Genomic DNA, 25736 nt, shown 5'->3' with positions numbered 1-25736 from the left:
CAAAAAGCCCCCACCAACTGGCGGGGGCGTGGAAAGTCCGACAAGAACCGTGATCACAGGCTGTAATACATCTGGAATTCCAGCGGATGGGTGGTCATGCGCATGGCCTGGACCTCTGCCCATTTCACATCCAGGTAGCCCTCGAGCCAGCTCTGGCTGAAGACGTTGCCCCTCATCAGGAACTCGTGATCGGCTTCCAGGGCGCGCAGGGCTTCCTCCAGGGAAGAGGCCACGTGGGGAATCTGCTTTTCCTCTTCCGGCGGCAGGTCGTAGAGATTCTTGTCCATGGCCTCACCGGGGTGGATCTTGTTCTGGATGCCATCGAGCCCGGCCATGAGCATGGCGGCAAAGGCGAGGTAAGGATTGGCCGTGGAGTCGGGGAAGCGCACCTCGATGCGCCGACCCTTGGGGTTGGTGACGTAGGGGATGCGGATGGAGGCCGAACGGTTGCGGGCCGAGTAGGCCAAGAGCACCGGGGCCTCGAAGTGGGGCACCAGACGCTTGTAGCTGTTGGTGCTGGGGTTGGTCAGGGCGTTCAGGGCCTTGGCGTGCTTGATGATGCCGCCGATGTAGTAGAGTGCCGTCTCCGACAATCCACCGTAGAGATCGCCGGCAAAGAGGTTCTTGCCGTCCTTGCTCAGGGACTGGTGGACGTGCATGCCGCTGCCGTTGTCGCCGACGATGGGCTTGGGCATGAAGGTGGCCGTCTGACCGTAGGCAGCGGCAACGTTGTGGACCACGTACTTGAGGATCAGCACCTCATCGGCCTTCTTGGTGAGGGTATTGGCACCCACACCGATCTCGTGCTGGCCGGCGGTAGCCACTTCGTGGTGGTGGACCTCGACGGTGAGCCCCATCTCTTCCAGCGCCAGGCACATGGCCGAGCGCAGATCCTGGGCGGAGTCCACGGGCGGCACGGGGAAGTAGCCACCCTTGACGCCGGGACGGTGCCCCATGTTGCCCGACTCGTACTCCTTGCCCGAGTTCCAGGCGGCCTCTTCGGCATCGACCCGGTAGGAGCAGCCGCTCATGTCGATCTTCCAGGTGACGGAGTCGAAGACGAAGAACTCGTTCTCGGGGCCGAACAGGGCGCTGTCGGCGATGCCGGTGCTGGCGAGGTAGGCCTCGGCGCGCTTGGCCAGAGAGCGCGGGCAGCGCTCGTAGCCCTGACCCGTGGCGGGCTCCACCACATCGCAACGCAGGTTGAGGGTGGTCTCATCGGTGAAGGGATCGAGGACGGCGGTATCGGCATCGGGCAGGAGGATCATGTCGGAGGCATCGATACCCTTCCAGCCGGTGATGGAGGAGCCGTCGAACATCTTGCCCTCGGCGAAGGTTTTCTCGTCGATGGTGTGGGCCGGCACGGATACGTGCTGCTCCTTGCCCTTGGTGTCCACAAAACGGAAATCGATGAACTTCACATCCTTTTCTTCAATCAGCTTGATTACGTCCTTGGGACGGTATCCCATCGTCTTCTCCTCACAAAACCCCATCGACCTAGATCCCACAGCCGCAACGACAATCCCCGCCGGCGCCATAGCCCAGACGTGGACCTGGCAAATTCGGTCCACGTAATCGGGCTATCATAGCGTCTCTACAGGCCGCACTCCAGATCCCCACAGCGTGCTACACTGGCGTATCTATATTGGTTTGAAACGAGGCATCATCATGACGCACCAGAACATCCTAGAACGCGCTGCCGAGAGGGCTCGGGCAGCCGGCAAGAAGCACGCGGGCGATCTGACCCCGGAAGAGGCCCATCAGCTCCTGCGTGAACACCCCAAGGCCAAACTCGTGGATGTCCGCTCCCACCCGGAGCTGGACTTTGCCGGCTTCATCGAGGGCTGTTGCCACGTGCCCTGGCAGCTCTATCCCGGCATGACCCCCAACCCACACTTTGATGAGGAAATCCGCCGCGTTGCCCAGCCGGACGAATTTCTGCTCCTGCTCTGCCGCACCGGGGGTCGCTCTCTAGCGGCAGCAGAACATCTGGCGGAGCAGGGCTACCAACACTGCTTCAATATCCTTGGCGGTATGGAGGGCAAGCCCGATGCCAGCGGCCAACGAGGCAAGATAGAGGGTTGGAAGGCCAGCGGCCTACCCTGGAAGCATAAATAAAGGAAGGCGACCGACTGCCCATCGGCCGTTCAGCCCCTGGGATCAGTGCTGGCAGGCGGGGCAGAACAGCGCGTTGCGCCCGCCCACGCTCAGGGTCTCCAGTGCTCCGCCACAGCCCGGACAATGGCCATCTTCACGGTGTCGGGTGAGGAAGGTTTTGGGCAAAAGCGGCACCTTGGCCTGGGAACGCAAGGCCCGCTCGATGACCCTGGCGATCTGCTCCAGCAGGCGTTCACGCTCCTCCTCAGTGAGCGTCGGCACGGTTCGATCCGGGCGCAGACCCGCCTGGAACAGAATCTCATCGGCCCAGACGGGACCAAGCCCCGGGAGGAAGGCATCGTCCAGGAGGACGTTACGCAGGGCGCTGCGCCGCCGAGCCAGGGCCTCGCGCAGGTGACTGCGGGCACCATCCGGAAGCAGCAAGGGATCCGGCCCCAGCTTTGTCAGAAAATCCACATCGGAGCTCTCGTCCAGCAGCCGCAGTCGGTTACCCAGTTGCGTACCCTGCAAACGCAGGCGCATGTGGGCGTTGATCTGGATCTCCAGCTGTGCGCGGGGCTCATCACCGCCTTCGGCGGGGGTTGGCGCGCCGCGCTCCACCTCCACGCTGAGCTCACCCCCCAGTTGCAGCACCAGGATTTCTCGACCGTCCAGCTCCCAAAAGAGATACTGACCATAGCGGTAGAGGTCGGTAATCTCCCGCCCCTTGAGCGCATCACTGGCAAGGCCGGCACCGTCGTCCTGGATCTCGCCCTTGCCGTTGCGCATCTGCACGAGCCCGAGTCGCTTGTGCAGCACGTTGCGTCGCAGCTTCTGCCGGAACAGTTCTATTTCTGGTAATTCTGCCATAGTGACCTCGTGCACCCAGTTCGCGGCCCAGTGTAGCGCCTGCGTCCCGCTTTCCAAAGTCCAGGTGCTCTGTGGTCCGCGCGTTGCCATCGGCGCCCTTGGCAGCCCACACCGGGAAGTCTAGACTGAAACTTTGTCGCACTGCCGAGCAGGAGGCCACATGCCCGACCATCCGCCCACGGAGATCCAGATCGCGGTGGAGACACGCTACATTCCGGAACAATCCGACCCCGACGCCCAGCATTATGTCTTTGCCTACCAGATCACCATCGATAACCTGGGGCCGGAGACGGCGCAGTTGCTGGACCGCCACTGGGTCATCACCGATGCCGAGGGACGCGTGCAGGAAGTCAAGGGACCCGGGGTAGTGGGTGAACAGCCGACCCTGAAACCCGGCGAGCGCTTCCGTTACACCAGCGGGACGGTCCTGCCCACGGCCGTGGGCAGCATGCACGGCAGTTACGGCTGGGTGAGCGCCAGCGGCGAGCGTTTCGAGAGCCCCATACCGCCCTTCCGACTTGCCGTCGCCACCGTCTTTCACTGACTTCTGCCAGCGTGAGTCGCTCCAGCCTGCGCCGCGCCTACGGAGTCTGGGCTCCCATCTACGACAGGGCCGTGAGTGGCTTTTCCGGTCCACTGCGGCGGCAAAGCCTCACGGAACTGCCGGAGGATGCCCGGCGCATCCTCATCGATGGCATTGGTACCGGACTGGATCTGCCCTACCTGCCGGCGGGGAGAGAGGTTCTGGGAATCGACCTGAGCCGCGCCATGCTGCGCCGGGCACAGGGACGGGGTCAGGCTGTCTGGCTGGTGGAGGCGGATGCCGAGGCTCTGCCCCTGGCCGACCAGAGCGTCGATCTCGTGGTCCTGCACCTGATTCTGGCGGTGGTGCCGGATGCCCGCAAAGCCCTGGCGGAAGTGGTGCGCGTGCTGCGTCCAGGAGGTGAGATACGTCTGCTGGACAAGTTTCTGCGTCCGGGTGAACGGGCCTGGCTGCGCCGGGCCATAGCACCCCTGTCCGCAGCCTTGGCGACACATACCGATCTGGTCTTCGAGGATATCCTGGCGCAGGAACCGAGCCTTGTGCTCATCAGCGACAGCCCAGCCGCCCTCGGCGGCTGGTTTCGCCTCATCCGACTGCGCAAAACGGCCTCCGTCTGAGGGCGGGACAGGGCCTCAGCTGCCGCTGCGGGCCGCCTTCTTGCGCTCGTTCTCACTGAGGTAGCGCTTGCGGATGCGGATGGACTGCGGCGTGACTTCCACCAGTTCGTCATCGGCAATGAACTCCACCGCCGCCTCCAGCGACATGCGGATGGGCGGAGTCAGCAGGATGTTCTCGTCCGAACCCGAAGCGCGCATGTTGGTCAGTTTCTTTTCCTTGAGGGGATTGACCACGAGATCGTTGTCGCGGCTGTGGATACCGATCACCATACCCTCATAGACCTTGTCGCCGGGGCCGATGAAAAGCCGCCCACGATCCTGCAGGTTGAACAGGGCATAGCCCACGGCCTCGCCTTCCTCCGCAGAAATCAGCACGCCATTGATGCGAGCGGGAATGGCCCCCTTTACCGGCCCGTAACCGTCGAAGATGTGGCTGATGACACCGGTACCGGAGGTGGCCGTCATGAATTCCGTGTGAAAGCCAATGAGTCCTCGGGCGGGAATACGGTATTCCAAGCGTACCCGGCCGCGCCCGTCGGGCTGCATGTCCTGCAGTTCGCCACGCCGTGTGCCAAGACGCTCCATGATGGCACCCTGGTGTTCCTCCTCCACATCGATGGTCAGGGCTTCGTAGGGCTCTTCCCAGACGCCATCCACCTGACGCTGGATGACCCGCGGCCGCGACACCGCCAGCTCGTAGCCCTCGCGACGCATGTTCTCCACCAGCACCGTGAGGTGGAGCTCGCCGCGGCCTGAAACGAGGAACACATCGGCGTTGTCCGTATCCTCCACGCGCAAGGCCACGTTGGTCAGGAGCTCCTTGTACAGGCGCTCGCGCAGCTGACGGCTGGTGACGAATTTGCCTTCGCGCCCGGCAAAGGGACTGGTATTGACCTGAAAGGTCATGTTGAGGGTCGGCTCGTCGATGGGCTTCCAGGGCAAGGCCTTGGGATGCTGTGGGTCGGCGATGGTGGCACCGATGGAGGGCTCGTCGATGCCGGTGACGGCGACGATGTCCCCCGCCACCGCCTCCTCCCAGGGGACCCGCTTGAGACCGTCGAAACCCAGTACCTGCAGGATCCGCGCCTTGGTCTGTTTCTGCTCGGAGCCGTGAATCATCACCACGTCCTGGCCCGGCCGCATGGTTCCCTGGCGGATGCGGCCCACGGCGATGCGCCCGACGTAACTGGAATAATCGAGATCGGCAATCTGCATCTGCAACGGTGCGCTGGGATCGCCCGCCGGCGGGGCCACCTTTTCCAGGATCATCTCAAAGAGGGGACGCATGTCGCCCTCGCGGATGCTGTCGTCGTGGCCCGCGTAGCCCTGCAGGCCAGAGGCGTAGATCACCGGGAAATCCAGCTGCTCCTCCGTCGCCCCCAGGCGGTCGAAGAGGTCTAGGGTAGCGCTGATGACGTAGTCGGGACGGGCGCCGGGACGGTCGATCTTGTTGATGACCACGATGGGCTTCAGTCCCAGCTCCAGGGCCTTACGGGTAACGAAGCGGGTCTGCGGCATCGGACCCTCCACGGCATCCACCAGCAGCAGCACGCCGTCGACCATACCCAGCACACGCTCCACCTCGGCACCAAAATCCGCGTGCCCCGGCGTGTCGACGATGTTGATGTGGGTATCGCCCCACTGCACGGCGGTATTCTTCGCCATGATGGTGATGCCACGCTCCTTCTCCAGCGCGTTGCTGTCCATCACCCGCTCCTCCAACTGCTGGTGGGCGGCAAAGGTACCGGACTGGCGCAGGAGCTGATCCACCAGGGTGGTCTTGCCATGGTCAACGTGGGCGATGATGGCGATATTACGGATGGAGCGCGGCACGAATGTCCTCACGGTTACGGGAATGGCGGGAGCTCGGGCTTCGCCCGACGACGGGCTCCCTTATAGCGATTTGGTCCCCGAAAAGCAAATGCCGCGGGCGTGTCACCGCAGAACGCACGGCGGTCCGATGAGCGCGGCACGGCTCGCACATGGCGCCGTCAAAAGAGGCGGGTATCGTTGGAATAAAAACCAGCGCCAGAGACACTCTCAAGGCGGCCGATGGCCAAGATAAGGGTCGTGGGATCTGGAATCGCTATCCCCCCGCTGCCCGCTACAACCACCGATGGAATCCTGGGAGGATGTTCTGAATGTACCGTGCCCCATATCTCGTAGCACTCGTCTCTCTACTGTGGACTCTCGGCGCAAGCGCCGGTGAGGTGCTCCACGTCTATGGCCCCGGCGGGCCTTTCCCGGCCATGCAGGCGGCGGCGGAGGCCTGCCACCAGGCGCACCCGGATGTGGAGGTGCAGGTGGTCGCCGGCCCCCTGCCCAAATGGCGGGAGCAGGCCCTCGACAATGCCGATCTCATCTATTCCGGCTCGGAAAACATGATGACGGACTTCCTCACCAACATGCCCGGCCTCGTGGATGAGAAAAGCATCATCCCGGCCTATCTGCGCCCCGCGGCCATTCTGGTGCACCCGGGCAACCCGCTGAAGATCCGCGATTTCGAGGACCTGTTGAAGCCTGGCGTATCCGTCATGGTGGTTCAGGGGGCGGGGCAGACGGGCCTGTGGGAGGATATCGCCGGCAAGAACGGCAATCTCGACACCCTGCGCAAACTGCGCGCCAATATCGTCTACTACGCTCCCAACAGCGCCGATGCCTTGCAACGCTGGACCGGCAAGGACGCTCCCGATGCCTGGATCATCTACAACATCTGGCAGATTGCCCATCCCAAGGTTGCCGAGATCGTACCCCTCGGACCGCGTCACGTACTCTACCGGGACATGGATCTGTCCCTGACTCGGCGTGGCCAGGCAAAGCCCGCCGCCAGGGAGTTCTACCATTTCGTGCTGGGCCCGCAGGGCAAAGCGATCTTCACGCGCTTTGGCTGGCGGGATTGATGGTCCGCAGTTCAGTGCAGCCCGCTCCGACCACCCCGCCTCTGGCGGGGGAACCGGGTGCTGGTAAAGACCATGGGCAAAAAGGCCAAAGGTCTGTGGCGGGTCGCCAAGGTGCATGGCCCGGCAGTGCCCTGGTGATGATCAGGGCGTTTCGGTCCAGCCGGCGGCGCCACCGCCCGAGGCTCCACGTGGAGCGCGGGAGGTCGGTGTGACCGGGCGCAAGCGCGATCGGCCGTCCGATGCCGAGGCGCTTTGGCTGGGTCACTACCGTCCGCGCCTCTTTCGGGTGGCCTGGGCCTGGACGGGAGACTACCATCGTGCCGAGGACCTCAGCCAGGAAACACTGCTGCGTGCCTGGCCCAAACGCTCATCCCTGCGCGTCGCCGAGGCAGAGTGGGCGTGGCTTTTGACCATTCAGCGCCGCCTATGGTGGCGCACGCTGGCCGAGTCGGCGCGCTTCGTTCCCGAGGAATCGGAAGCGACTCTGCCCTATCCCGATTTTGCCCCCCTATCGGACCTGCAGATGGATATCCTTCGCGCTCTGAACACGCTGCCCACCATTCAGCGGGAGGCCGTCAGCCTGTTCTATCTGGAAGATCTCAGCTATGGGCAGATTGCGGAGATTCTTGGCGTGCCCGTCGGCACGGTCATGAGCCGCATCAGCCGCGGACGCCAAGCCCTGCGCCAATTTTTTCAGCCACGCGCGCTGCGCGGGGATACGCAAAACCATGCCACCGGATCCTGAAGACTTCGAGCAGCGCCTGCGCCAGGCCCTGCGTTCCTTGCCCGTACCCGAATACGAGCCATCGCCGTCTCCATTGGGAACGGGGCCCGAGGATCCCGGTCGCCGACTATTCTTCTTCCGACCGTGGCAGTGGCTCTTGGGATCGGCCCTGGCTGGCGGCACCGGGGCCGCCGTTCTCGAAGTGGCAGCCAGGCTGGAGACCCCGCCCCTCATGGAGGCCGCCTTTCGCCACGTCAGCGGCGAGGAGGGCCTACGTGGCCAGCTCATGGCCAAGCCCGAGGCCGCCGCCCAAGCTCTTGGTTTCGATCCCACACGGCTTACCACCGCCATCTGGCAGCTGGCCAAAGACTGCCACGTGGCGACGCTGCCGGTGTGGCACTGGAGTTATTTCATGGAGAAGGTAGCCGATGGCCAGATGCCCGGCTGGGCCTGGATGCTGGTATTCAAGAACCCCACCCCCCTGCCTCCCAGTGGCCAGGCAGGTCAGCGGCATTGGCGCAGCCTACACGGCAAGGACGGTTATCCTATCCTGCTGTTGAGTCACTCGGAGGAGGCCTTGAGACTTTTGACGCAGGCCGTGCGGCGTCAGGGGGTGGTCTAGAACGGCTTCGTGGGCGACAACGTCGCTATCCCCTTCTGGGGCCAAAATAGCCGGTCCACAGACCCAATCCCAATCGCTTTGCCAATACCATCCGGACAAACGGTTTACGCTTTCCATTCGCCCCCGTCGAGCGAACCGACGACGCTACTCCGGTTACTCCTCTTCACGCGCCAGGGCAGGTAGCTCTAGGCTCGCCAACCTATATCTGGGGCAACGATACAGAGGGCACCGATGACGATGAGCAGAGTCGCCACGATCTCGGCCCGACCGAGGCGCTCCTTGAGGATGTGATGGCCAAAAAGGAAGACCAAGAGGGTGTCAATCTGGCCCAAACCCCGAACCAGAGCTACCTGGGTGAGTGCGAAGGCACTGAACCAGGCCCAAGAGCCCAGCGCCGACAGAAGGCCCACGGGCCAAGCGATGCGCCAGCCCCGTAGGCTCTCACGCCACTGCTCCCGCTTTCGTGCGACAAGGTAGCCTCCCTGCAGTAGCGTTTGCAGAGAATTGGTCACCAAGAGCATCCACAGGCCCGTGGCCAGCGGCGGGAGCCCAGGATCCACCTCGCCGCTTGCCGCCCGCAGAGCGATGGCGGTCAGGGCGAAGCCCAAAGCCGCCGCCAAGCCATAGCGCGCCGCTGGTTGTCCCAATCCCCGCCAGAAGCTGGAGGCAAGAAAGTCCCAGCCCTTGGCTCCGAGCACCAGCACACCGGCCAGAGCCAGAAAAATGCCGACGACGGCCGCTGGTGGTAGCTGCGCCCCCAGAAACAGGGTCGTCAGAATGACCAGCTGGGCAGCCTCGGTTTTGGCGTAGGCGGTACCGGCCACCAGTCCTCGGCTGTGAAACGACTGAACCAGAAACACCGTCCCGAAGATCTGAGCCAAACCGCCCGCCAGGCAGTAAAACCAAAACTCCAGATGGTTGTGCCGGAAAAGTGCCGGACCAAAGTGACCAAGCAGAATCAGGAAGGCCAGGAACTCCAGTGGCATGGCATAGAGAAAGCGCGCAAAGCTTACCGCTCCCGCACTCAACTGGCCCTTGAGCCTGGCCTGCACCCCGGTTCTCCAGGTCTGCATCACCGCGGCAAAGATGGTCACGGGAATCCAGAGAGGGATTTGAAGAGGGCCCAGGGTCAAGGAAACACTGTGCATGCGTGCTCCAGAAGCGAATCGTGACCAGAGGCTGCCCTCTACTGGCGATGCTCTGGTGCTTTTCGCCGTGGCATGAGCAGCACCAGAGGAATCATCGCGATAAAGCTGTAAAAGACCAGGGTAAAGGCATCGAGGATACCGCGCATGGCCGATTGCTGCCCCAGGGTCTGTCCCATGATGGCCCAGGTACTCGGATCGGGGTGTAGACCCGATGCGTGCCAGTAGCGCCGCAGCGCGTCACTGAAGGTATTGATGTGTCCACCGATTTGGTTCCAGCCCGCTTGGGTCTGCTCCGACATGATGGTGGAGATGATGGCGATCCCCACGGAACCCCCGAGATTTCGCATCAGATTGAATATCCCGGAACCTTCGGCCGTTTGCTCCTTGGTCAGGGTGGCAAAGGCAAGGTTGAAGATGGGGATGGAAATCAACCCCAAGCCCAAACCGCGGATGAAACCGGGAAAGACGATCCACCACGGACTCACGCTGAGGTCGTAGTGTATCGTGTACCAGGAACCCCAGAGACCGAGCAGAATACCCGAAAACACCATCCAACGCGCACTCGCGCCGCGGTTGATGAGCCGTCCGGATACCCACATGGAGATCATGGCCCCCACTCCTTGCGGAGCCATCACATAACCGGAGGTCACCGCCTCATAGCCCATGTGATCCTGCAGATAGATGGGAAGAATGACCATGACACCGTAGAGCGCCAGGCCAAAGATGCCGATACCGGCGCTTCCCAGGGCTAATGCCCGATCTTTCAATAAACGAAGATTGACGACGGGATAAGCGATTTCGAGACAACGCCAGACAAAAAACAGCAGCGCAACCAGAGCCATCAGCGTCACACTGACGATGAAGTGCGAGCTGAACCAGTCATCCTGGTTACCGAGACTAAGCACGATCTGCAGGCCGCCCAATCCGATGGCCATCAGCAGAAATCCCAGCCAGTCTATCCGGCGGGGTTGGGTACTCTTACCCGATTGGGGCACGTACAGCCAGATCAACAGCAAGGCCAGCAGTCCCACGGGAACATTGACATAAAAGCACCAGCGCCAACCCACCGTATCGGTCAGCAGTCCACCGAGGATGGGGCCAGCGATGGGACCCAGCATGATGCCCATGCCCAGGGTCGCCATGGCCACCCCACGGCGCTCCGGGGGATAGCTCGATACCAGGACCGATTGGCCAATGGGAACCATGGCCGCGCCGAATGCGCCCTGCAAAAAACGCCAAAACACCATTTCCACCAGGCTGTGGGCCTGCCCACACATGGCCGAGGAGAACACGAAAACCCCAACGCTCCAGAGCATGGCGCGTTCCTGCCCAAAGCGTTCGACGATCAGGCCCGTGAGCGGGGTCACAATCACCATCGCCAACAGATAGGTGGTGAGGATCCAGGTTCCCTGGTCAGCGTTGGCGCGTAGAGCTCCCTCCATGTTCGGCAGGGCCACGTTCACGATGGTCGTGTCGAGCACGTTCATGATGATCGCTGCCATCACGGCAAAGGTGATAGCGACCAGGGAGAGCGGCGGTTGCTCGGCATGCGCGGCAGGAATCGTGGCCATAATCCCTACTCTACGAAGTTTTTGAACTCCCTGTCCAACCGCTCCACGCCCAATGAATTCGCCGCTTCGGGCCAGGGATTTGCGCCAACGCTCGATGACTGGCCGCAAAAACCGGCGCGATTATCCGACTTTTCCCAAACACCCTGTCTGACGGTCTTGGGATAGTCACGCTACTCACCCGTAATCCAAGCGTGTCACCCAGGACAGAAGTCGGTTTCCTCCGAATGGAACGACACACGCATCGCCTTGGCGGCCCGGGAATAATCGGCCATGAAAACGACTCTATAAGCGTAGGCCCGCGCCCCGGGGCCATGCCCAAAAGAGGAGTCCGCATCATGAAAACCGCGCAACTGAACGCCCTGAGCACCGCTTTCTTGCTGACTTTCGCCGTACCGGTAATGGCAACGACCGTCACTCCCGCGGCCCTCTGGCAGCAGATCCAGACGCTCGAGAAGGCCCACGCCACCATGCCCGAAAGCACGCCGTTTCAGGTCGGCTCGCGCACCGTAGACCCGCTGACGACGGACCTCGCCAATGCCCCCGCCATACGCAACATCGAAGCGGCCGGCGACATACTCAAGGTCCGGCGTTACGAGGACGGTAGCCTGCTCATCAAGGAAAACTACAACCTCCAGAAGCAATTGGTGGGGGTCACGGCCATGCTGAAGGCTCCCGGTTTCGATGCCGGCGATCGGAACTGGATCATGGCCGCCTACCAGCCCTCGGGAAAGGTCATCGCCTTTGGCAAGGTCGGCTCCTGCATCGCCTGCCACGCCCTGGTGCGCCAGCAGGACTTCGTCTTCGCCCCGCCCCCGCAGCAACTCTTGCCCGTAACGACGTGGAAGGCCTTTTTCCCCAAGCAGGAAATGAACCCCGAGTACCTGACCCTGCTGAAAAAATATCCGGGGCACGTGGTGCAGTAAGGCTTCGTCCTCTGTGAACGCTCCCCGCGGAAACTGGCCAGCCGAGCGGCCACCCGGAGTCGCCACGCATCGCGACTTGGGGAGTGGGCGGCTCTAGCCGGCCCTTTACTCGCCGGCGAAAAGCTCCAGCTGTTCGGTCGTGGTTGGCGGCTGCGGCTGAGCCTTGGGCCTTGGCGTGCGGCTGCGGTCCTTGCGCGAGCCGTGGCGCTCGAGAACCTGTCGGGCCTCGGCGCGCGCTTCGGGCTGGCGGCGGCGCGCCCATATCCGCTCCTTGGCAATACGGGCGGCACGCTGCTCATCGACGATGGGTGGCGGGTAGTCGGGGCTGCCCCACTCCGGTAGCCAACGGCGCACGAACTCCCCACGCGGATCCTGGTCCGCCCACTGCTTGTTGGGGGAGTAGATGCGTAGGGTATTGATGCCCGTCGTGCCCGACTGCATCTGCATCTGACTCCAATGGATGCCGGGCTCGAAGTCCAAAAACTGCCGCGCCAGGAATAAACCGGTGCCCCGCCAATGCAGCCAGAGGTGGTAGCTGGCAAAGCTCACCAACATCGCCCGCATACGAAAATTGATCCAGCCCGTAGCGCGTAGGCAGCGCATGCAGGCATCGACGAAGGGAAAGCCGGTCCGACCCTCGGCCCAGGCCAAGAATCGCTCTTCGCTCCAATCGTCCTCACGCAAGCCATCGTAGCTGCGCGAAAAATTGTGGAATTCGCTGGCCGGCTCATCCTCCAGCTTTTGAATGAAGTGGCAGTGCCAGTGTAGACGCGAAAGAAAACCGCGCAGGTGCCGCGCCCGCTCGCCCGCCTCAGCGCTGCCCTCCTTGCGCAATTCCCGCAGGCGCTGGCGTGTGCGCTGGACCACCTGGCGCATGGAAACGGTGCCGTAAGCAAGGTGTGCACTGAGACGTGAACAGCCACGCTCCGCCAGCAGGGGGCTCGACAGGGTGTGCAGGTAGCGACTGCCGCGCTCGGCAATGAAGCTTTCGAGGGTGCGCGTAGCCGCGGCCTCGCCTGCCGGCGGTATTGGCCGCGCCGCTGGTAGACCCAATGCGTCGAGACTGGGAATATCGCCGCCATCCAAGGGCGTGGTCGTTCCGGGGAGCTGCCCGACCGCCGCCAGCGGCGGCCGTGCCATGAATCGCTCCCAGGCCTCAGCCCAGCCATCGCGCTGGGCAAGGGGTCGGACCACACCAAACTGTGGCCACTGGCGCCACGCTATTCCGCGCTCGCGACACCAGGCGGCCACCCGCCGATCTCGGGCGTACGTCCACGCCGAGCCGGTTTCTTCGTGGCTGAGGAGCTCCGTGAAAGGATAATCGCGCCACAACTGCGCCAGCACCAGCGGCATTGCGCCCCGCCGTAGCAGCAGAGGCATTCCCCGCGCCGCAAGGTTATCGCGCAGCTCCAGCAAACTCTGGCGGATGAACTCCCAGTGCTGGGGATCCCACTCCGGGGCCCCCAGCCACTCGTCCTCGAGCACGTAAAGCCCCACTGCGCTGCGACAACGGGCGGCCGCCGCCAAAGGGGCATGGTCCGTACACCGCAGATCGCGCTTGAACCACACCAGGGCCAAGTCCGTCATGATGGCAGTCTGCCACGGGCTTAGGGCCTCCTCAACTGGATCAAGGGTGCCGCCGAGCATTGACAAGGGAAGCACTTCGATATATTCATGCAGATATTTCGAATCCCGGAGACTAGCGTGCGCCCAACCGTCTTGTTCAGCTGTCTACTACTGCCCCTTACCCTTGCCGTCGGCGCTGCCAAGGCGAATGCCGAGGATCTCTACGTTGCCTACGCCGGCTCCATGGGTGCCGTGATGGATCTGCATCTCGGGCCCGATTTCGCCAAGACGCGCGGGGTGGATTACCGCGGCGAGGGCCAGGGAGCCTATGGGCTTGCCCGCCTCATCGCCGACCACAAGATTCGTCCGGACGTTTTCGTCTCCATCACCCCCGGTCCTGTGGAGATCCTCCAGCAGGCGGGCCTGGTGCGCGAGGCCTATCCCGTCGCCAGCACGCAGATGTGCATTGCCTACAGCCCCGACAGTCCCTACGCCAAGGACTTTGCGGCCGCGGCCCAGGGCAAGAAAGCCTGGTATGAGGTCCTGCAGATGCCGGGAGTGACCTTTGGTCGGACGGATCCACGCACGGATCCCCAGGGGCAGAACATCATCTTCACCATGCTTCTGGCCGAGCGTTATTACCACATCCCTGGCCTCGCCCAGAAAATCCTCGGAGAGCAGATGAATCCCCGGCAGATTCTCACGGAGCCATCTCTACTGACGCGGCTCAAGTCCGGGCAATTGGCGGCTTCGTCGGGCTATCTGAGCGCGGTCACCTCACAAAAACTGCCCTGCGTCAAACTGCCTCCCGAGATCAACCTGAGCGACCCACGCTACGCCAAGGACTGGTACGACAAGGTGCAGTTCACGATAAGCGTGGATGGGAAAGATAAGGTCGTGCATCCCCAGCCCCTGGTGTTCTACGCGGCGGTTTTGACGGACGCTCCCCATCCCCAACTGGGACAGGAGTTCGTCGATTTCCTGCGCAGTGCGACGGGGCAAAAAATCTTCCGCGACAACGGTTACAGCGCGCCCCACGGTCCAGCAGTGGAGGCCGACAATAAAAAGAGCTGATCCTTTTTCTCACCCTATGAAAACCCTTCCCGCATTATCGCGGACTCAGCAAAGGACCGAGGACGCGGCTCTGGAGGGAAGCCCATGAGATTCTCCTTGAGGTAAAAATTAAAGGCGCCATGGGCGCCTTTTGCGAATTTACATTAGCCAAAGGATCTGTCAGCGCTCCTCATAGAGGCGGTGCAGGGCCAGATTGAGCTCCAGCACATTCACCCGCGGCTCACCGATGAAGCCGAACAAGGCGGGCTTCGTGTACTTCTCCATGAGTGCCGCCACCTGCTGCTCCGGCAGATGCCCCGCTTGGGCCACCCGAGCCAGCTGGTAACGGGCGGCGGCGATGCTGATATCGGGATCCAGACCACTCATGGATGAGGTGACGAGGTCCACCGGCACCGGACGATTGCCCTCGGCCGGATCGGCCGCGCGCAGGCGGGCGACCCGCTCGCGGACGTGCTGGATAAGCTTCGGATTGGTCGGGCCCAGATTGGAGGCACCGGAGTTTTCGGCATCGTAGGGGACGGGGTCCGTGGCCGAGGGACGTCCCCAAAAATATTGGGGCTCGTTGAAATACTGGCCGATGAGGCGGGAACCAACCACCTTGCCGTCTTCGCGGATGAGGGAGCCGTTAGCCTGGTGCGGGAAAAGGAGCTGGGCAAGGCCCGTGACCACAAGGGGGTAGACGATGCCCGTGGCCAGCACCAGCAGGGCAAAGACGATGAGTGCTGCGCGTAAGGAACGGATCATGATGCACCCCTCACAGAAGGCTTAGGAGGATGTCGATGAGCTTGATGCCGATGAAGGGCGCAATGAGCCCCCCCAGGCCGTAAATCAGGAGGTTACGGCGCAAAAGCGCTTGCGCCGACACCGCCCGGTAGGCGACGCCCTTGAGGGCCAATGGGATCAGGAAAGGGATGACCACGGCATTGAAGATCACCGCCGAGAGAATCGCACTCTCAGGCGAACTCAGGTCCATGATGTTCAACGCGGCGACCTGCGGATAGGTTCCCACGAAAGCCGCCGGGATGATGGCGAAGTACTTGGCCACATCGTTGGCAATGCTGAAGGTGGTCAGAGACCCGCGGGTCATGAGGAGCTGCTTGCCGATGCGGACGATCTCCAGAAGCTTGGTGGGATCGGAGTCCAGATCCACCATGTTGGCCGCCTCCCGCGCAGCTTGGGTGCCGCTTGCCATGCACACGGCCACATCGGCCTGCGCGAGGGCTGGCGCGTCGTTGGTGCCGTCGCCGGTCATGGCCACCATGTGGCCTTCCTGGTGGTACTCGCGAATACGCGCGAGTTTGGTCTCGGGCTTGGCCTCGGCCAGATAATCGTCCACTCCGGCCTCGGCGGCGATGGCCCCCGCCGTCAGGGGATTATCGCCCGTGACCATCACCGTACGGATACCCATTTTGCGCAGTTCGGCAAAGCGCTCCTTGATGCCGGGCTTGACGATGTCCTTGAGCTCCACCACCCCCAAACCGCGGCCGTCCAGAGCGACGACCAAGGGTGTGGCGCCGGACTGGGCCACCTTCTGCACGATCTGGTCGATCTCCGCCGGCCACTGTCCGCCTTTTTCCAGAACCCAGGCTTTGACGGCATCGGGCGCGCCTTTGCGTAGCTCCTTGCCGCTGGCATCGACACCGCTCATGCGCGTTTCGGCACTGAACGCAATCCATTTGGCGTCCTCCCCCACGCTCTCCCGGGCACTGGGATACTTCTGCTCCGCCAGCAAGACGATGCTTTTTCCCTCGGGAGTATCGTCCGTGAGGGAAGACAGGCGCGCGGCACTGGCGAGCTCCTGATCCGTCACACCGGGGGCGGGGTAGAAGGCCGAAGCCTGGCGGTTGCCAAAGGTAATGGTGCCGGTCTTGTCCAGGAAAAGGACATCGGCGTCCCCTGCCGCCTCGATGGCGCGGCCCGACTTGGCCACCACATTGGCCTGCAAGAGGCGCATGATGCCGGCGATACCGATGGCCGGCAGTAAGGCGCCGATGGTGGTGGGAATGAGGCAGACCAAGAGGGCCACCAGCACCGTGGTGCTGATCACGGTGCCGCTGTGGTTGGCAAAGTGAACGCTATAGTAGGAAAAGGGGTAGAGGGTGACCGTCACCACCAGGAACACGATGGTGAGCAGCACCAGCAGCACCGCCAGGGCGATCTCATTGGGGGTCTTGCGCCGCGCCGCCCCCTCCACCATACGGATCATGCGGTCGAGGAAGGTCTCGCCGGGACTGCTGGTGATTCTCACCACCAGCCAGTCCGACAGCACCCGGGTGCCGCCGGTGACGGCGCTGCGATCGCCGCCGCCTTCGCGGATGACGGGGGCGCTTTCACCGGTGATGGCGCTCTCGTCCACCGAGGCGACCCCCTCCACGGCCTCACCATCGGAAGGGATGGTGTCACCGGCCTCCACCAGGACGTAATCCCCGGGCTGCAGGCTCGCTCCCGCCACCTCCTCCCAGCCGGCGTCGTGACGCGCTTCGCGCAGCTTCTTGGCCGTGACCTCGTGGCGGGCCTGGCGCAGGCTCGCTGCCTGGGCCTTGCCCTGCCCTTCGGCAAGGGCTTCGGAGAAATTGGCAAAGAGCACGGTGAGCCAAAGCCAGAAATCCACGGCCCAGACAAAGCCCGCCTCGGACCAGCGGCCGTGCAGAAGGTCGGCGATGCCGATGGCGGTGACCAAAATGGCGCCGATATACACCACGAACATCACCGGGTTACGCCACTGCACCCGCGGATCGAGCTTGCGGAAGCTCTCACGAATGGCGGCTCGGCCCAGATCGCGCCAGGAAAAACGTGCACTATGGATGTGATGGGTCGTCATGGTGCGTCTCTCAATGACCAGTCGAAGCGGTGTGGACTGCCGAGGGCAGACTCAACTGCTCGGCGATGGGCCCAAGACCGAGAGCCGGGATGAAGTTCAATGCCCCGACCAGCAAGACCACGATGGTGGTGAAGACCACGAAAAGGGGGGTGGCCGGGTTCAGGGTACCGGGACTGGCCGGGATCCGTTTTTTTGCCGCCAGGGAGCCGGCAATGGCCAGCAAGGGCAGATAAGCCAGGTAGCGGTTGACCAGTACGCACAGGCCCGTCAGCAGGTTGTAGAAGGTGGTGTTGGCGTTAAGGCCGCCGAAAGCACTGCCGTTGTTGTTACTGGGGCTCGTCACGGCATAAAGAATCTCCGAAAAGCCGTGGGCGCCCGGATTCAAGACCGCGTCGCGCCCACCGGGCAGGCTCACGGCCACGGCCGTGCCGATGAGGACCAGCAGGGGCATGACCAGAATGGCCAGAGAGGCCATCTTGATTTCGTAGGCCTCGATCTTCTTGCCCAGAAATTCGGGCGTGCGGCCGATCATGAGGCCCGCGAGGAAAACGGCGATGAGGACGAAGGCGAGCATGGAGGCAATGCCCGTACCCACCCCGCCTGGGGTCACCTCTCCGAGTTGCATGAGGAGCAGATTCACCATTCCCGACAAGGGCATGAAGGAGTCGTAGGCAGAGTTGGCCGCACCCGTGGAGGTACCCGTGGCCACCGCACCAAAGAGGGCGCTGCCGGCGGCGCCGATGCGCTCCTCCACCCCCTCCATGTTGCCACCCCCCGCCAGAGCCGGGGTGTTGTTCTGATCGACGCCCACGGCCGTCAGCAGCGGGTTACCCGCCAGTTCCTGTTGCTGACTGAGCAATGCCAAAGGGGTGAACAGCAGAAGCATGACGGCGAGGATACCTACCCCCAGACGCAGGTTCTTGACCCGATGTCCAAAATAGAACACCAGGGCAAAGGGAATGAGGAAGATGGCCACCATCTGGAAGAGATTGGTCAGCCCCGTGGGATTCTCGAAAGGATGGCCGGAATTGGCATTGAAAAAACCGCCGCCGTTGGTCCCGAGGAGCTTGATGGCCTCCTGCGATGCCGCCGGCCCCATGGCGATGACCTGCTGGGTCATGAGCTTGCCCTGGTGGACAAAGGGCTGGAGCAAATCGGCGTGGACGTAGGCGGCAAAATTCTGGATGGCCCCCTGCTCCACGAAAAAGAGGGCGAGAACGATGGACAGAGGGATGAGCACATACAGGGTCGTGCGTACCAGATCCACCCACAGGTTACCGATGCCCGGCTTTTCTGCCCGGGTAAAGCCGCGAATCATGGCGATGGCCAGGACGATGCCCGAGGCGGCCGAAAGAAAGTTTTGTACGGCCATGCCCAGCATCTGGCTGAGATAACTCATGGTCGTTTCGCCACCGTAATCCTGCCAGTTGGTGTTGGAGACGAAACTCGCCGCCGTGTTGAAACTGATCTGTACACCGGGGCTGCCAAAATGCATGGGATCGAGTGGCAGGTAATTCTGAAAGTACAAAAGCACGTAAAGAAAAACACCGCCCACCACATTGAACAAAATCCAGAGCAGGGCGTATTGCTTCCAACCCATATCGGCCTTGGCATCGATGCCAGCGACGACGTAGATGGCACGCTCCACCGGCCCCAGGAGCCTTTTGGCCAGGCAATGCTCATCGCTGTAGATACGCCGCATGTAGATGCCCAGAGGCCACGCGAGAACGATACTCAGCGCAATCGTGGTGAAGGTGAGCAGCAGGGCGTCATTCATAGGAAACGCTCCGGGTTGAACAGGAAAAAGAACAGATATACGAGCAAGACAGCGGCAAGGCCAAGACCGATCCAGGTAAAGATATCCATCACCAGCTCCTCACACGCTCGAGAAAATAGACGAGGCCCGCGCCCAGACCGAAAGGTATCAGCAGTATCACGAGGTAGAGCAAAAACATGATCGATCTCCTTGCAGACTTTGGCACCATAACGACAGCCGTGTAAAAATGCCATAAAAAGTCGGCGGCACGACTCCAGCCGCCCCGCAGCCTATTGGCCCGCCGCAGCCCTTACCCTATGATGCTGGAAAGCGAGGGCGCCACGGCTGGCCACAAGGAACCCATGAGTGACGACATCACTGAGGATAGACCGGACCCCGATGCCCTGCTGGCGGCCGTGCAAAAGGAAGAGGCCGCCAAACAACGGGGACGGCTGAAGATCTTTTTCGGCGCCGCCCCTGGGGTAGGCAAGACCTACGCCATGCTCCGTTACGGCCTGGACGAGATGAACAAGGGTCGGGACGTGCTCATCGGCGTTGTGGAGACCCATCAGCGCAGCGACACCCAGGCCCTGGCCGATGCCCTGCCCCAGCTCCCCCTGCGAGAGGCCCAGCACCGCAACGTCACCCTCAAGGAATTCGACCTGGATGCGGCCCTCCAGCGGCGTCCCGGCCTTCTGCTTCTGGATGAGCTCGCCCACAGTAACGCCCCGGGTTCCCGCCACCAAAAACGCTGGCAGGATCTGGAGGAACTCCTGGACGCAGGCATCCATGTGGCCACCACCGTCAACGTCCAGCACCTCGAAAGCGTCAACGAGGTCGTGCGGGCCATTACCGGCGTGCAGGTTCGGGAAACGGTACCGGATCGGGTCATCGCCGAGGCCGAGGAGCTGACCCTGGTGGACATCAGCGACACCGACCTCCTGCAGCGCCTCAAGGAGGGCAAGGTCTACCTGGGGGAACGCGGTGAGCGCGCCATGGCCAACTTCTTCCGCAAGGGCAACCTCATCGCCCTGCGCCAGTTGGCCATGCGCATCGCCGCCGACCGCGTCGACCTGGAGCTGCGTCAATTCAACGCCGAAAACCCCGAAGACTCCAAGTCCGGCGGGGTACGGGAGCGCCTCTTGGTGGCCATCGGCATGTATCCCGAGGACGAGCATCTGGTACGGGCCGGCTACCACCTGGCCACGGCCCTGCGCTGCCCCTGGATCGTGGTCCACGTCGACACCCCCCGCGGACTCCTGCAAAAACCCGAGGAACAGGCCTGGCTCTGGAGCCATCTGCATCTGGCCGAACGCCTCGGTGCCGAAACCGTGCGTCTGACGGGCGTGGATGTGGCGGCGGAGATCCTGGCCTACGCCGAGTTACGGGATGTGACACAGATCCTCGTCGGTCAGGCCCAGGGCCTGCGCCGCTACATCTGGTGGTGGCCGGGCTCGCTGCTGGGCAAGCTACTGAACCGCCGGCGGCGAATGGATGTGGTCGTCCACCCGCTGCCCCTCAAGAAGGCCGTGAGCGAGGAGAGTCTGGAAAGAAGCCGCCAGTACCTCGGCATGACCATCAGCCCGGAACAGCGGCGCCAGCGTAACCGTGCCCTGGCCATCGGTGCCGGTCTCGGCATCGGCCTGTCGCTGCTGGCCCTGGCCCTGAATCCGCTGCTCGGACTGCCCAGCGTCTTCCTCCTCTACCTCGTGGGCACGGTGGGGACGGCGCTGCATTATGGGCGCTGGCCCTCCATCATCGCCCTGTCCAGCGCGCTGGTGACCTTCTACGCCTTCGGGCTGAGCCGGGGTCTGCCGGCAACCCTCGGCTCCCTGGTGACCTTTGGCATCATCCTCGCCCTTGCCGTCCTCATCAGCCAGCTGGTGGCCCGTTCGCGGGAACAGGAAAACATGGCGCGAATGCGCGAGCGCCGCGCGCGTAACCTCTACACCCTGGTGCAGGCCCTGAGCCGCCTGCGCAGCGCACCGGAAATCCTGACCACCGCGGCCGAGCAGATCCACAGTACCCTGGGCCTCAGTACCGCCTTCTGGCTGCCTGCCGGGGCCGATGACGGTCTGCCTCTGCGCCTGCTGCCCGAGGATACGGACCTCGGCGAACAGCGCGACGGCCTGCAGTCGGCGGCGGTGTGGGTATTCCAGCACGGTCGCCCCGCTGGCATGGGCACGGATACCCTATCGGGCCTGCCCGCCCTGATGCTGCCCATATCCGCCGGCGAACGGGTGCTGGGCGTGATGATGGTGAGCGATGTGGAGATCCGACGCACACCCGCGGACTGGCTGCGCTACATGGAGACCATCACCCGGCTGGTGGCCGTCGCCCTGGAGTCGGCCCGTACCTTCCAGCGGCGTAGCGAGGCCGATCTGCACCTTCAGTTGGAGCGCATGCAAAGCGCCCTGCTGAGTGCCGTCTCCCACGACCTACGCACGCCGCTGACCACCATTCTGGGCTCCCTCGGCACCTTAGAGCGTCTACACGGCACCCTGCCGGAGGCAGAGCAACAGCAGCTGATCCGGGATATCCGGACGGAAACGGAACGCATGAGCCAGACCATGGAGCGCATCCTCCGCGTTGCCGCGCTGCTCTCGGGTGGTGCCGAACTGCACAAGGAGTGGGTGCCCTTGACGGATATCCTCGGCAGCGCCCGCCGCGAGCGCCAGAGCCCCTGCGCCGACCGCCCGTTCAACGTCCAGATCCCCGCCGATCTGCCGCTGTTGCACGGTGACCCCACGCTGCTCACCCAAGTGCTGGGCAATCTCATCGAAAACGCCTGCCGTTACACCCCGCCGGGCACTGCCGTCGACATTCAGGCCTGGGCCAACCCCCAGGAGATCTTCGTCTGCGTCATCGACCACGGCTACGGTATTCCGCCGGGGCGCGAGCGCGAGATCTTCGAGCGCTTCAGCCGTGTCAAACCACCTGTGGGCACGGGCGGCAGCGGCCTCGGTCTCGCCATCGCCCAGAGTGTCCTGCAGATGCACGGCGGACGCATCTGGGCCAGCAATCAGGTCATGAACCGCGGCGCCAAGTTCTGTTTTTCCCTGCCCCGGGAAGCGCCGCCCTCGCTGCCCCAGGAGGAGTGAGTGGCACAGGAGGCGGCCATCCTGCTGGTAGAGGACGATGCGGCCATCGCCCAGTTCCTGCAACGGGCGCTGCGGGCCGAGGGGCACTATGACCTCCGTTGGGAGAACACCGCCGCCAAGGCCAAGGTGGGACTGCGCCAGCGCCGATCCCAGGGAGCCGATCCCTTTCTCGCCATTTTTCTGGACCTTGGTCTGCCCGATGGCGACGGTCTCGATCTGATCCCCTGGTTTCGTCGGGAAACGCCGGAGAGCATCGTCATGGTCCTCTCGGCGCGTGGCCAGGAAGTCGACAAGGTGGAAGCCCTGCAGCGCGGCGCCGACGACTATCTGACCAAACCTTTTACCGTGGGCGAGCTGCTGGCCCGCCTGCAGGCCCATCTGCGCCGCCTGGGTCGCAAAAGCGAGCAAGGCCCGCTGCGCGTGGGCGACTGGGCGCTCGTCGACGACCGCCGTTGCCTGCGCATTGGCGCGCGGGAGATCAGCCTCACGGCCAAGGAGTATCAGCTGCTGCGCCTGCTCTTGCGCCACGCCGGCGCGGTGCTCACACATCGCCAGATCCTCGCGGCCATTTGGGGACCATCCCACGCCGAGGACAACCATTATGTGCGCATCTACATCCAGCGCCTGCGCGAGAAAATCGAGGCAGACCCCAATGCGCCGCAGTACTTGATCACGGAGCTCGGTCTGGGCTACCGTCTGGTCATCCCCGACCCCAGCCGGAGCGATTCCTGATGCCCGTCGATACCCCGAGCATCCACGCCATTGCGGTCATGATCATCGCCCTCCTGGCGCTGGTCTCCTACAGCCGGCAGAACATTCCGGTGGCCACCACGAGCCTCGGGATCCTGGTGATCATCCCCCTGTTCTTCGCCCTGCTGCCCATGCGGGTGGGCCACGGCACCCTCGACCCCACCATCTTTTTCCAGGGCTTTGGCAATGAGGCTTTGGTAGCCATCGTCTCCTTGATGGTGGCCGGCGCGGCCATCGTCCACACCGGCGCCCTGGAGCCTCTGGGTCGATTTCTGAGCAAGGTCTGGAACTGGGCGCCACCCCTGGCCTTACTGCTGGTACTCCTGGTCACCGCTGTCTTGAGCGCCTTCGTCAACGACACGCCTCTGGTGGTCCTCCTGATCCCCTTGCTCACCAGTATTGCCCTGCGCACCAACCGGCCGGTCTCACGCATGCTCATGCCCTTGGGCTTTTCGGCCCTCATCGGCGGCATGGCCACTACCATCGGTACTTCCACCAACCTGGTGGTGGTGTCCGTGGCCCAGTCCTTGGGTCTGCCGCCCATGGGTATGTTCCATTTCACCCTACCCGCCGCCATCGCCGGCGGGGTGGCGATGGTCTACCTCTGGCTCATCGCCCCCCTGCTCCTGCCCAAGCGGCCAACACCCTCCGGTGATCGCTCACCGCGCATCTTCAATGCCAAGCTCAAGCTCAAGGAAGACAGCAAGTTTGCCGGCAAGACCCTGGCGGAGCTGCGCAAGGAGGTGGGCGATCTCAAGGTGAGTCGGGTACAGCGGGGGGAGCAGATCCTCGTGCCCTTCCCCGACCTCAAGCTTGCCGCCGGCGATGAACTGCAGGTGCGCGATTATGCCGACAAGTTGAAGGATCTGGAGGCCAGCATCGGGGCGGAACTGACCCTCGGCGACAAGAAGGTCGATGCCGCGGACAAGGACAAGGATGCGGACAGTGACCAGCAGGTGGTGGAGGTGGTGATACTACCCGCCTCTCCCCTGGTGGGGCGAACCCTCAAGGGCAGTCGTTTCGCCGCCCGCTTCGATCTCACCCCGCTGGGCATCTACCGCCGCGGCACCAGCCTGCAGACGGACGATCTCGAGGCCGAGCGCCTGCGCAACGGCGACGTCGTCCTGGTACAGGGCGCACGGGAGCGCATTGCCGAGATCCGCGCCCGCGGCGATCTGACCTTTCTAGATGCCAGTGTCGACCTGCCGCGCAGCAAAAAGGCGCCCTTGGCCTTGCTGATCATGCTCGCCATCGTCCTGCCGGCGGCTCTGAATCTCTTGCCCATCGCCGTCACGGCACCCGTGGGCGTCCTGCTCATGATCGTCACCGGTTGCATCGAGTGGCGCCAGGTGGGCGGCGCCATCAGTGCCTCCGTCATCCTCCTCATCGCCGCCGGTATCGCCCTGAGTATGGCCCTGGTCAAGACCGGGGCCGCGCATTTTCTGGCCCAGGCCTTCCTCAGCTTGACCCAGGGATTGCCACCGACCATCCTCGTGGGCCTCATCCTCTTTTTCGTCGCCTTCCTCGGCAATGTGGCCTCGCACACCACGGGCGCCCTCATCGGCGCGCCCATCTCGGTGCAGATCGCCCATGGTCTGGGATTGTCCCCCGAACCCTTCCTGCTGGCGGTACTCTTTGGCGCCAATCTCGGCTACGCCACCCCCATGGCTTACCAGACCAATGTCCTGACCATGAATGCCGCAGGCTATACCTTCATGGATTTCTTTCGGGTGGGGCTACCGCTGTTGATCCTCATGGGCGTACTCATCAGCTGGACGTTGCCCCAGTTTTTTCCCTTTTGAAGGTGGCGCCGATGTCGACACGGTCCCCGAGCGCCCGCGCCCCTTGGCAGCGCCCGTGACCGTACTATCCGTCGATCTCGCCTACAAGTGCTATCGCGATTGCGGGATCGCCCTCCTGCGCCGAGGTGACGGGGAGATTCGCGTCGAGTTCCCCAGCCTTGGGCTGTCTGGCAGCCCTCGGCCCGACGCCCTGGCCCAGCGCCTTGCCGAGATTGCCGCGGAGCTAGGTGCGTCGTGCATGCTTCTGGACGGCCCTCAGGCCTGGAAGGATGGGGACAATGGCTGCGCGCATTCGCGGTGCAGCGAGCGCGCCCTCAACACGCCGGCCAAGACCGGCACGCCGGGACAGGTGAAGCCCGCCAATTATGGGCCCTTCGTCGCCTTCTCCATCGCGGTCTTCGATACCCTGGCGCAGCTGGGTTGGCCAAGGCTGGAGGATCCGCGCCACTCCCAGGGGCGGGCGGTGGAATCCTTTCCCACCGCCGCCTGGCGTGGGCTTGGCCTGCGCACCCTGCCGGCCAAGGCAAAGACCCATCCCATCGACCTCGACGCGGCGTTTTCGAGCCTCTGCGCGCGCTTCCCTCTGCAGGTTGCGCGCAAACCCGATCACGACGAGTTGCAGGCACTGGTTGCCGGCCTCGCCGGTCTCGCTCTGGAAGAACGGGAGGAGGCCGGATACTGGGCCGCGGGCGTTGCCCCTTTTTGGAAAGCCGGAATGGTGCGCGAGGGTTTCATCGTCGTCCCCCGGCCTTCGGGAGTACTGGGGCACGCGGCGCGGCCTTACCCTTGACGCTCGCGCCGGGCCTAAGCCATCATTGACCGGATTTACTTTTCACCAAAATCGTACTCA

22 protein-coding genes are annotated in these 25736 nt (G+C 63.4%); 12 read left to right on the top strand and 10 right to left on the bottom strand.

All coding sequences use genetic code 11. The features are described 5' to 3' along the window. Positions 1 to 53 precede the first annotated feature (53 nt). The gene (gene glnA / locus ACAty_RS01685) at positions 54 to 1469 is read right to left on the bottom strand and encodes a glutamate--ammonia ligase (protein ID WP_004870349.1); all 1416 of its coding nucleotides are present in this window, start codon (positions 1467 to 1469) and stop codon (positions 54 to 56) included. Positions 1470 to 1668: 199 nt separating this feature from the next. On the opposite strand from glnA, the gene ACAty_RS01680 reads away from it, so the two are divergent. Continuing rightward, complete coding sequence (locus tag ACAty_RS01680) at positions 1669 to 2118, top strand: rhodanese-like domain-containing protein (protein ID WP_004870347.1); 450 nt, start codon at positions 1669 to 1671, stop codon at positions 2116 to 2118. Positions 2119 to 2160: 42 nt separating this feature from the next. On the opposite strand, the gene ACAty_RS01675 is transcribed toward ACAty_RS01680, so the two are convergent. Further along, the gene (locus tag ACAty_RS01675) at positions 2161 to 2967 is read right to left on the bottom strand and encodes a DNA-formamidopyrimidine glycosylase family protein (protein WP_004870345.1); all 807 of its coding nucleotides are present in this window, start codon (positions 2965 to 2967) and stop codon (positions 2161 to 2163) included. A 160-nt stretch (positions 2968 to 3127) separates the two neighbouring features. On the opposite strand from ACAty_RS01675, the gene apaG reads away from it, so the two are divergent. After that, positions 3128 to 3511, top strand: coding sequence for a Co2+/Mg2+ efflux protein ApaG (gene apaG / locus ACAty_RS01670; protein ID WP_004870342.1), 384 nt, complete (start codon positions 3128 to 3130; stop codon positions 3509 to 3511). Positions 3512 to 3522: 11 nt separating this feature from the next. Continuing rightward, positions 3523 to 4128: a class I SAM-dependent methyltransferase gene (locus tag ACAty_RS01665; RefSeq protein ID WP_004870341.1), complete on the top strand. Its 606-nt coding sequence runs from the start codon at positions 3523 to 3525 to the stop codon at positions 4126 to 4128. A 15-nt stretch (positions 4129 to 4143) separates the two neighbouring features. Here ACAty_RS01665 and typA read toward each other — a convergent pair whose 3' ends face one another. Beyond that, the gene (gene typA / locus ACAty_RS01660; RefSeq protein WP_004870339.1) at positions 4144 to 5961 is read right to left on the bottom strand and encodes a translational GTPase TypA; all 1818 of its coding nucleotides are present in this window, start codon (positions 5959 to 5961) and stop codon (positions 4144 to 4146) included. Between the two features lie 308 nt (positions 5962 to 6269). On the opposite strand from typA, the gene ACAty_RS01655 reads away from it, so the two are divergent. The 3 genes from ACAty_RS01655 to ACAty_RS01645 all read left to right on the top strand — a co-directional run bounded on the left by ACAty_RS01655 (position 6270) and on the right by ACAty_RS01645 (position 8374). Then, complete coding sequence (locus ACAty_RS01655; protein ID WP_038471502.1) at positions 6270 to 7028, top strand: substrate-binding domain-containing protein; 759 nt, start codon at positions 6270 to 6272, stop codon at positions 7026 to 7028. Between the two features lie 208 nt (positions 7029 to 7236). Next, positions 7237 to 7773, top strand: a complete 537-nt coding sequence (locus tag ACAty_RS01650; RefSeq protein WP_004870335.1) for an RNA polymerase sigma factor — start codon at positions 7237 to 7239, stop codon at positions 7771 to 7773. Continuing rightward, positions 7757 to 8374, top strand: a complete 618-nt coding sequence (locus tag ACAty_RS01645; RefSeq protein ID WP_004870333.1) for a hypothetical protein — start codon at positions 7757 to 7759, stop codon at positions 8372 to 8374. The genes ACAty_RS01650 and ACAty_RS01645 overlap by 17 nt, the downstream gene beginning before the upstream one ends. Positions 8375 to 8559: 185 nt before the next feature. Here the strand turns inward: ACAty_RS01645 and ACAty_RS01640 are convergent, their stop codons facing one another. After that, on the bottom strand, positions 8560 to 9468 hold the full coding sequence (locus tag ACAty_RS01640; RefSeq protein ID WP_004870331.1) for an EamA family transporter: 909 nt from the start codon (positions 9466 to 9468) through the stop codon (positions 8560 to 8562). A 92-nt stretch (positions 9469 to 9560) separates the two neighbouring features. Further along, positions 9561 to 11093: a DHA2 family efflux MFS transporter permease subunit gene (locus ACAty_RS01635; protein WP_004870330.1), complete on the bottom strand. Its 1533-nt coding sequence runs from the start codon at positions 11091 to 11093 to the stop codon at positions 9561 to 9563. 335 nt (positions 11094 to 11428) lie between these two features. On the opposite strand from ACAty_RS01635, the gene ACAty_RS16200 reads away from it, so the two are divergent. Next, on the top strand, positions 11429 to 12016 hold the full coding sequence (locus ACAty_RS16200; protein WP_004870328.1) for a cytochrome P460 family protein: 588 nt from the start codon (positions 11429 to 11431) through the stop codon (positions 12014 to 12016). Between the two features lie 105 nt (positions 12017 to 12121). On the opposite strand, the gene ACAty_RS01625 is transcribed toward ACAty_RS16200, so the two are convergent. After that, positions 12122 to 13603, bottom strand: coding sequence for an FAD-binding domain-containing protein (locus ACAty_RS01625; protein ID WP_004870327.1), 1482 nt, complete (start codon positions 13601 to 13603; stop codon positions 12122 to 12124). Positions 13604 to 13720: 117 nt separating this feature from the next. On the opposite strand from ACAty_RS01625, the gene ACAty_RS01620 reads away from it, so the two are divergent. After that, entirely contained in the window at positions 13721 to 14656 is a 936-nt protein-coding gene (locus tag ACAty_RS01620) for an extracellular solute-binding protein (protein ID WP_004870325.1), read from the top strand. A gap of 159 nt (positions 14657 to 14815) precedes the next feature. Here ACAty_RS01620 and kdpC read toward each other — a convergent pair whose 3' ends face one another. From kdpC to ACAty_RS01600, 4 genes are read right to left on the bottom strand one after another with little or no spacing between them, the layout of a single operon-like run. Beyond that, positions 14816 to 15400, bottom strand: a complete 585-nt coding sequence (gene kdpC, locus ACAty_RS01615) for a potassium-transporting ATPase subunit KdpC (RefSeq protein ID WP_004870323.1) — start codon at positions 15398 to 15400, stop codon at positions 14816 to 14818. Between the two features lie 10 nt (positions 15401 to 15410). Further along, on the bottom strand, positions 15411 to 17477 hold the full coding sequence (gene kdpB / locus ACAty_RS01610) for a potassium-transporting ATPase subunit KdpB (RefSeq protein WP_004870322.1): 2067 nt from the start codon (positions 17475 to 17477) through the stop codon (positions 15411 to 15413). Positions 17478 to 17487: 10 nt separating this feature from the next. Continuing rightward, positions 17488 to 19254 (bottom strand): potassium-transporting ATPase subunit KdpA, encoded by a 1767-nt coding sequence (gene kdpA / locus ACAty_RS01605; protein WP_004870320.1) that lies wholly within the window; start codon positions 19252 to 19254, stop codon positions 17488 to 17490. Further along, a complete protein-coding gene (locus ACAty_RS01600) occupies positions 19251 to 19343 on the bottom strand; it encodes a potassium-transporting ATPase subunit F (protein ID WP_038471499.1) in 93 nt (30 codons plus the stop codon). The genes kdpA and ACAty_RS01600 overlap by 4 nt, the downstream gene beginning before the upstream one ends. 252 nt (positions 19344 to 19595) lie before the next feature. On the opposite strand from ACAty_RS01600, the gene ACAty_RS01595 reads away from it, so the two are divergent. Genes ACAty_RS01595 through ACAty_RS01580 form a run of 4 tightly spaced genes read left to right on the top strand, consistent with a single transcriptional unit; the run spans position 19596 to position 25676 of the window. Continuing rightward, positions 19596 to 22334 carry a sensor histidine kinase gene (locus ACAty_RS01595; RefSeq protein ID WP_226047719.1) on the top strand — a complete coding sequence of 913 codons (2739 nt, stop codon included), beginning with the start codon at positions 19596 to 19598 and terminating at the stop codon, positions 22332 to 22334. Further along, positions 22335 to 23066 (top strand): winged helix-turn-helix domain-containing protein, encoded by a 732-nt coding sequence (locus ACAty_RS01590; protein WP_004870314.1) that lies wholly within the window; start codon positions 22335 to 22337, stop codon positions 23064 to 23066. It abuts the gene before it with no gap. Next, the gene (locus ACAty_RS01585) at positions 23066 to 24886 is read left to right on the top strand and encodes an SLC13 family permease (protein ID WP_004870312.1); all 1821 of its coding nucleotides are present in this window, start codon (positions 23066 to 23068) and stop codon (positions 24884 to 24886) included. Before ACAty_RS01590 ends, ACAty_RS01585 begins: the two co-directional genes overlap by 1 nt. Before the next feature lie 55 nt (positions 24887 to 24941). Continuing rightward, complete coding sequence (locus ACAty_RS01580) at positions 24942 to 25676, top strand: DUF429 domain-containing protein (protein WP_004870310.1); 735 nt, start codon at positions 24942 to 24944, stop codon at positions 25674 to 25676. Positions 25677 to 25736 lie beyond the last annotated feature (60 nt).

It is taken from the genome of Acidithiobacillus caldus ATCC 51756 (assembly GCF_000175575.2).
GTDB classification, from domain to species: domain Bacteria; phylum Pseudomonadota; class Gammaproteobacteria; order Acidithiobacillales; family Acidithiobacillaceae; genus Acidithiobacillus_A; species Acidithiobacillus_A caldus.
This window is presented reverse-complemented; position numbering and strand designations above follow the sequence as displayed.

Excerpts from the sequence above, each read along its gene's own strand:
- glnA (WP_004870349.1), bottom strand. The coding sequence starts at position 1,469 with ATGGGATACCGTCCCAAGGACGTAATCAAGCTGATTGAAGAAAAGGAT.
- ACAty_RS01680 (WP_004870347.1), top strand. The coding sequence starts at position 1,669 with ATGACGCACCAGAACATCCTAGAACGCGCTGCCGAGAGGGCTCGGGCA.
- ACAty_RS01675 (WP_004870345.1), bottom strand. The coding sequence starts at position 2,967 with ATGGCAGAATTACCAGAAATAGAACTGTTCCGGCAGAAGCTGCGACGC.
- apaG (WP_004870342.1), top strand. The coding sequence starts at position 3,128 with ATGCCCGACCATCCGCCCACGGAGATCCAGATCGCGGTGGAGACACGC.
- ACAty_RS01655 (WP_038471502.1), top strand. The coding sequence starts at position 6,270 with ATGTACCGTGCCCCATATCTCGTAGCACTCGTCTCTCTACTGTGGACT.
- ACAty_RS01645 (WP_004870333.1), top strand. The coding sequence starts at position 7,757 with ATGCCACCGGATCCTGAAGACTTCGAGCAGCGCCTGCGCCAGGCCCTG.
- ACAty_RS01635 (WP_004870330.1), bottom strand. The coding sequence starts at position 11,093 with ATGGCCACGATTCCTGCCGCGCATGCCGAGCAACCGCCGCTCTCCCTG.
- ACAty_RS16200 (WP_004870328.1), top strand. The coding sequence starts at position 11,429 with ATGAAAACCGCGCAACTGAACGCCCTGAGCACCGCTTTCTTGCTGACT.
- ACAty_RS01625 (WP_004870327.1), bottom strand. The coding sequence starts at position 13,603 with ATGACGGACTTGGCCCTGGTGTGGTTCAAGCGCGATCTGCGGTGTACG.
- kdpC (WP_004870323.1), bottom strand. The coding sequence starts at position 15,400 with ATGATCCGTTCCTTACGCGCAGCACTCATCGTCTTTGCCCTGCTGGTG.
- kdpB (WP_004870322.1), bottom strand. The coding sequence starts at position 17,477 with ATGACGACCCATCACATCCATAGTGCACGTTTTTCCTGGCGCGATCTG.
- kdpA (WP_004870320.1), bottom strand. The coding sequence starts at position 19,254 with ATGAATGACGCCCTGCTGCTCACCTTCACCACGATTGCGCTGAGTATC.
- ACAty_RS01600 (WP_038471499.1), bottom strand. The coding sequence starts at position 19,343 with ATGGATATCTTTACCTGGATCGGTCTTGGCCTTGCCGCTGTCTTGCTC.
- ACAty_RS01595 (WP_226047719.1), top strand. The coding sequence starts at position 19,596 with ATGAGTGACGACATCACTGAGGATAGACCGGACCCCGATGCCCTGCTG.
- ACAty_RS01585 (WP_004870312.1), top strand. The coding sequence starts at position 23,066 with ATGCCCGTCGATACCCCGAGCATCCACGCCATTGCGGTCATGATCATC.